The sequence below is a fragment of the Desulfovibrio sp. 1214_IL3152 genome (assembly GCF_036763055.1).
Lineage (GTDB): Bacteria > Desulfobacterota > Desulfovibrionia > Desulfovibrionales > Desulfovibrionaceae > Desulfovibrio.
Genome location: NZ_JBAIYW010000323.1, coordinates 1 through 4,552, shown reverse-complemented (window position 1 = coordinate 4,552; position 4,552 = coordinate 1). Strand labels below are relative to the sequence as shown.

The 4,552-nt window shown below is 54.1% G+C and carries 4 protein-coding genes; 1 reads left to right on the top strand and 3 read right to left on the bottom strand.

Annotation, left to right across the window (positions count from 1 at the left end; genetic code table 11):
- The coding region (locus tag V6C07_RS06935) for an aryl-sulfate sulfotransferase (RefSeq protein WP_333535625.1) at nucleotides 1-948 on the bottom strand (948 nt) is incomplete at its 3' end.
- 471 nt (nucleotides 949-1,419) lie between these two features.
- Between V6C07_RS06935 and V6C07_RS06930 the strand changes: the two genes are divergently transcribed.
- Nucleotides 1,420-2,103, top strand: a complete 684-nt coding sequence (locus tag V6C07_RS06930; protein ID WP_333535624.1) for a Crp/Fnr family transcriptional regulator — start codon at nucleotides 1,420-1,422, stop codon at nucleotides 2,101-2,103.
- A gap of 187 nt (nucleotides 2,104-2,290) precedes the next feature.
- Here the strand turns inward: V6C07_RS06930 and V6C07_RS06925 are convergent, their stop codons facing one another.
- Both V6C07_RS06925 and V6C07_RS06920 read right to left on the bottom strand, forming a co-directional pair.
- Nucleotides 2,291-3,487: a sensor domain-containing diguanylate cyclase gene (locus V6C07_RS06925; RefSeq protein WP_333535623.1), complete on the bottom strand. Its 1,197-nt coding sequence runs from the start codon at nucleotides 3,485-3,487 to the stop codon at nucleotides 2,291-2,293.
- 216 nt (nucleotides 3,488-3,703) lie between these two features.
- A partial coding sequence (locus V6C07_RS06920; RefSeq protein WP_333535622.1) for a DHHA1 domain-containing protein occupies nucleotides 3,704-4,552 on the bottom strand: 849 nt, incomplete at its 5' end.

Below are 4,552 nucleotides of genomic sequence, written 5' to 3'. Positions count from 1 at the left end.
GGGGCTGCCGTAACCGCCCCAGCCGCCGTTGTCATACACAAGGATGTTGCCTTCGCCCGGCAGGCCACGGGGGATCATGTGGGCGTGGTGCTGGCCGATGATCCAGCCGATGGCTTTTTCTTCGGGGGTGCGGTCATAGTTGGGGCCAAGCTGCCAAACTATTTTGCCGGTCTTTTTGTCGAGGATAAGGATGATGTTGGTTTCACGGCCGTCAATAATGATATTGTCGGGATGGAAGCGGGCGTCGCCGGCGTCAAACCACTTGTTGGGTCCAAGGGTGGACATGGAGTTGACGTGCATCCAGTCGCCCACGCCGGGGGCATTTTCCATGATGGTGCCGCCGCGGAAGTTGGGGTCGCGGCACATGGCGTTGCGGGCCGCTTCGTCAAAGCCCATATCTTCGGCGTGGTCGGCGCAGTTCCATTCCCACACGATATCGCCTTCCCATGTCACTTCATAAATAACGTCATCAACCAGCATTTTGTCGCTGATGTAGGGGTTGATGGTGTTTTTATGGCAAAGAACCAGGGTGTTACCGGAATCGATCTTGGGTTCCTGGCCGGGGGCGTAATAGCCGGTGGAGCTGCCTTCGCGCTGGAAATCGTGGTGCTGGCGAGCCATCCAGCGGCCTTCCATACCCGGATCTTCAATAAATTCTGCACGGTCAAACTTCCATACAATGTTGCCGTCCCAGTCGATCTGCACGAGGTCAAGCTGGTCCTGAAGGCCGTGCTTGGGGTGACGGGTTCCGGTGCTGCCCATAAGCATGCCGCCGGGGAACATTTTGTTGGGGAAGCCGTGCACGTCTTTCCACATGCGGATCTCGTGTCCGTTCATGCCGAGCAGCAAGGCGCCGTTGTCGGGAGCCTGGATAATGGTAAAGCCGCTCCAGGCTTTTTCAGGGTTGTAAACCGTGACACCGGTGGGGTAGATAGTCGGGTGGCCCATGAGAACCTCCATTTGGTCGGGCGTTTTTTTGCACAATCTGGCCGTATTGCCCTGACGGATGCGGACAGATAGTCGGTAAAATGCATGTTAGCCCTTGGAGACGGCGGAAAATGTTGTTATTGCAACAATATTCACAAAAAGAGCGCGTTAGTTTGCCGACAGAGAAAATAACACTTTTCTGCTCTGTTACGATGGACGACAGGACAACCATGCGATAAGTCTTTCAAGAACGGCGTGGTTCCATAGCGTTCGTGAAAAATATGCCGTAACAGCATGAAATTTGAAACCGGCAAAAGTGGCGCACGCGGAAAAACGCGTGCTCTTTTTGTGGCGAATTTTGCTTTCCGCAAAGCTCGTAATGGCGGGCTGTCGGATGATATGCTTTCACGTTCACTGACCATGCAGGCTTGCCATGCCGTTTTTCAATCAAGGTCTGGCAGGAGTACAACCTCTTCCAATGGGGGGAACGCCGTGTCTTTTACAGAATTGGTAAAACACAACGAGTGTTGGCGTGATGTCATTACAGGCAGGCCGCGCCAATGGAAAAAGGGTTATAAATTCGCGGACGACAGTGAGCGGATGTACTTTCTGGTGAGCGGCAGGGTACGGCTGGTGGCCCTGGCGTCTGATGGCGGAGAGAAAACCCTCTGGTACCTGGGAGACGGCTGTTGCTTTAACGAAACACCGCTTTTTGCGAACGACCAGGAAAGGAGTCTTATCCGGACGGGAGACGCACGATTTTATCATGAATGCATGGAAAACTGCTATTTACATACATTCACCATGCAGGACGTGAAAATGCTTGGCAAAGAACGGCCGGAGCTGCTGCTCAACCTTTGTCAGAGTTATGCCACCAAGGTGACGCTGCTTTCACAGCATCTGGTATCTCTCAGTCTGGAGTCGCAACTGACCAGAGTGTGCAAATACCTCGCTTCGCGCCTGGTTCCCGGGTCTGCGCCCTTACGGGCCAGGCGGGATCTTTCTTATAGAGAAATGGCCGACCTGCTTGGCATGCACCGCATTTCGCTCTATAAGGTCATGCGCCAGGCTCAGGATCAGGGCTTGTGGGATTTTGACAAAAACAGCGATGAGATTGTCATACTGCAGCCGGCGGTTTTTTTTGAAGAGGCACACACCGTGCCGCCCCGCCCCTGACCATCCGCTGGATACACGCCAGACCGCAACGGCCCCCGCAAAGAAACATTTTGCGGGGGCCGTTGCGGTCTGGGCGCGCTGCCCGGCAAAAGGGGCTTTTTGCGCTGTTTTTTGTTCAAAAAACTTTCACGGTTGCTTTCGTCAAGCATTTTCATGTCTTCCCATTGAGGAGACTGTAGACGTGCTGTTATGAGAAGCTCTTGTTTTCCGTTTGCTTGAGCAGGTTTTTATGCGCGTACATTTTGGCATCCGCGCGTCTCAGGGTATCGTGCACGCTCTTGTCCTGCTTGGGATCAAATTGCGCCATGCCGTAGGCAAACACAAAAGGAAACCCGCTGACTTTTATTTTTTCCGTCAATGAAAACAGCTTTTGCATTTTCTTTTCCAGGTTTTCAGGCGCAAGATTGTGTAGCAGTGAAGCGAATTCGTCGCCGCCGATGCGGTATGTTTTTCCAAAAGCCATGAGGTGGTTTTCCAGCAGACGGGCCAGGGTGCGGATATGGGCATCCCCGGCCGCATGCCCCTCCTGGTCATTGATTCTTTTGAGCATGTTGATGTCGCAGGTCAGTATGATCAGCCCGTCCTGCTGTTTTTTTTCATCTATCTGCCTGATCTTTTCTTCAAAGGCATTGCGGTTGAGTGTGCCTGTAAGCAGGTCGGTATAGGCCAGCTTTCGGTAAAGCGGCACGGAAAGCTTCCGCAAAAGCCATGTGGTGACCGCTGTCGCGGCCACGGCAAAGCCGATGGAAAACGTCAGGCAGATCAGCGACGAGCGCCGTGCGCTTTCTGCAAAGGAATTGACGTCAAACTCGATAACCAGCGCACCGACGGTAACGCCGTTCAGCTTTATGGGTTCACATGCTGGAATGATCTTTCCCCAGGTGGTGTCCATTACCTTGGTTCCAAGGAATGATTTGCCGTCAAGGCAGATGTGCGTCATGGGCGCCACCTCGTCTTCAATGAGGCTTCCCGGATAGCGAAAATCTTCGGAATCGGGGTTCAGTCCGTCAACAACGTAGATGGCCTGGCCTTCGGCATTGCGTTTTGCCGTGTACAGGTAGCGCACTGCCGTGATTTTGCGCACCCCTTCAAGAGTGGCGTGCACTCGCTGATACAAAGCGCTGTTGCTGTCGTCAGCGGTATGGATGTCGGTGATGCTCTGGGGGGGGATGCGGCTCAGCAGCAGGGAAAAGATGGCGTCAGAACGGCTCAGTATTCTATAATTAAGTTCAGAAGAAAGGTAATGGTGGAAAACAAAAACAGTGAATAATGCTGTGGAAAATATTGATGTTATGACCAGCAGCAGGATCCGCCGCTCGGTTCCGAACAGCGGCTTGGAAACAGCGCTGCTGTTTGTCCAGCTTTGGTATTGGTTTTGCAACATCACTATGCCCCATAGTATATCTATGCTATCAGAATGCTAAAATGAATTGTCAGCCATGACAATACGTTTTCGTTGACTGTGGTGATTGGATACGGTGGTTACATCGCAAAAAATGGTCAACCTGTGTGACAGGAGTGTGTGGAGAAGCATTACCCTGTGACAGGCGGAAATATTTGTTCCCCGTTGCCTGTCACAGCTCTAGCCTGACTGTAATGGTCAGGAGGCGGGTTGCCAGTCTTTGATGCCTACATCAACGGATGTTATACCGTTGTAGGTATCAAGGCGGGGGGTGTAGGCGATGCGAATGCGCTTGCCGACCATTGAAGATGTCAGCGTTTGGCCCATGCGCCAGGCTTTGGCTGTGAGAATAAGGCCGCTGTGCTCGTCCTGAAGACGCAGGCGCACATGTTCGCCGCCGCGTCCCAAGGGTGAGCGGTCTTTGACCAGAAGCGCGGGTGAGGCAAAGACCGGTTCGGCATTGCCCGGGCCAAAAGGCTGGAGCATTTCCAGTTCTTTAAGAAAGGTCTGGTTGCTGGCTTGGGCGAAATCCAGCTGGCATTCCAGCGTCAGGCTGGGGCTGAGGGGATTTGTGCCAAGCTGCTGTGTAACAAAATTTTCAAATTCCGCGCGAAAGCGCGCCAGGTTTTCCAGGGGCAGGCGAAGCCCCGCAGCCAGCCTGTGGCCGCCGAAACCCGAAAGGCTGTCGGCGGTCTGGCATAAACCGGCGTGCAAGTCAAATTCCCGCACGGAACGGCCGGACCCCTTCAGGCTGCCCTGATCCTGGCAGAGAATAATGGTGGGCCGGTAAAATTCTTCCACAATGCGCGAAGCCACAATACCCACGATGCCGGGGTGCCAGTCCTGTCCGTACAGGACAAGGCTGGCCCTTGGTTCGCGGGTGAGCATGTCCAGGACCTGAGTTCGGGCCTCGCTGTGGATGGCGTTTTCCGCCTGTTTGCGTTCGGTGTTGAGCTGGTCGAGCTGCTGGGCCAGGGGCAGTGCGGCAGAAAATTCTTTTTGCCGCAAAAGGCGCAGGGCCAGCCCGCCATCACCGATGCGTCCCGC

What these genes read in the sequence shown, in the direction of transcription:
- V6C07_RS06925 (WP_333535623.1), bottom strand. Translation starts at nt 3,487, where the DNA reads ATGTTGCAAAACCAATACCAAAGCTGGACAAACAGCAGCGCTGTTTCC.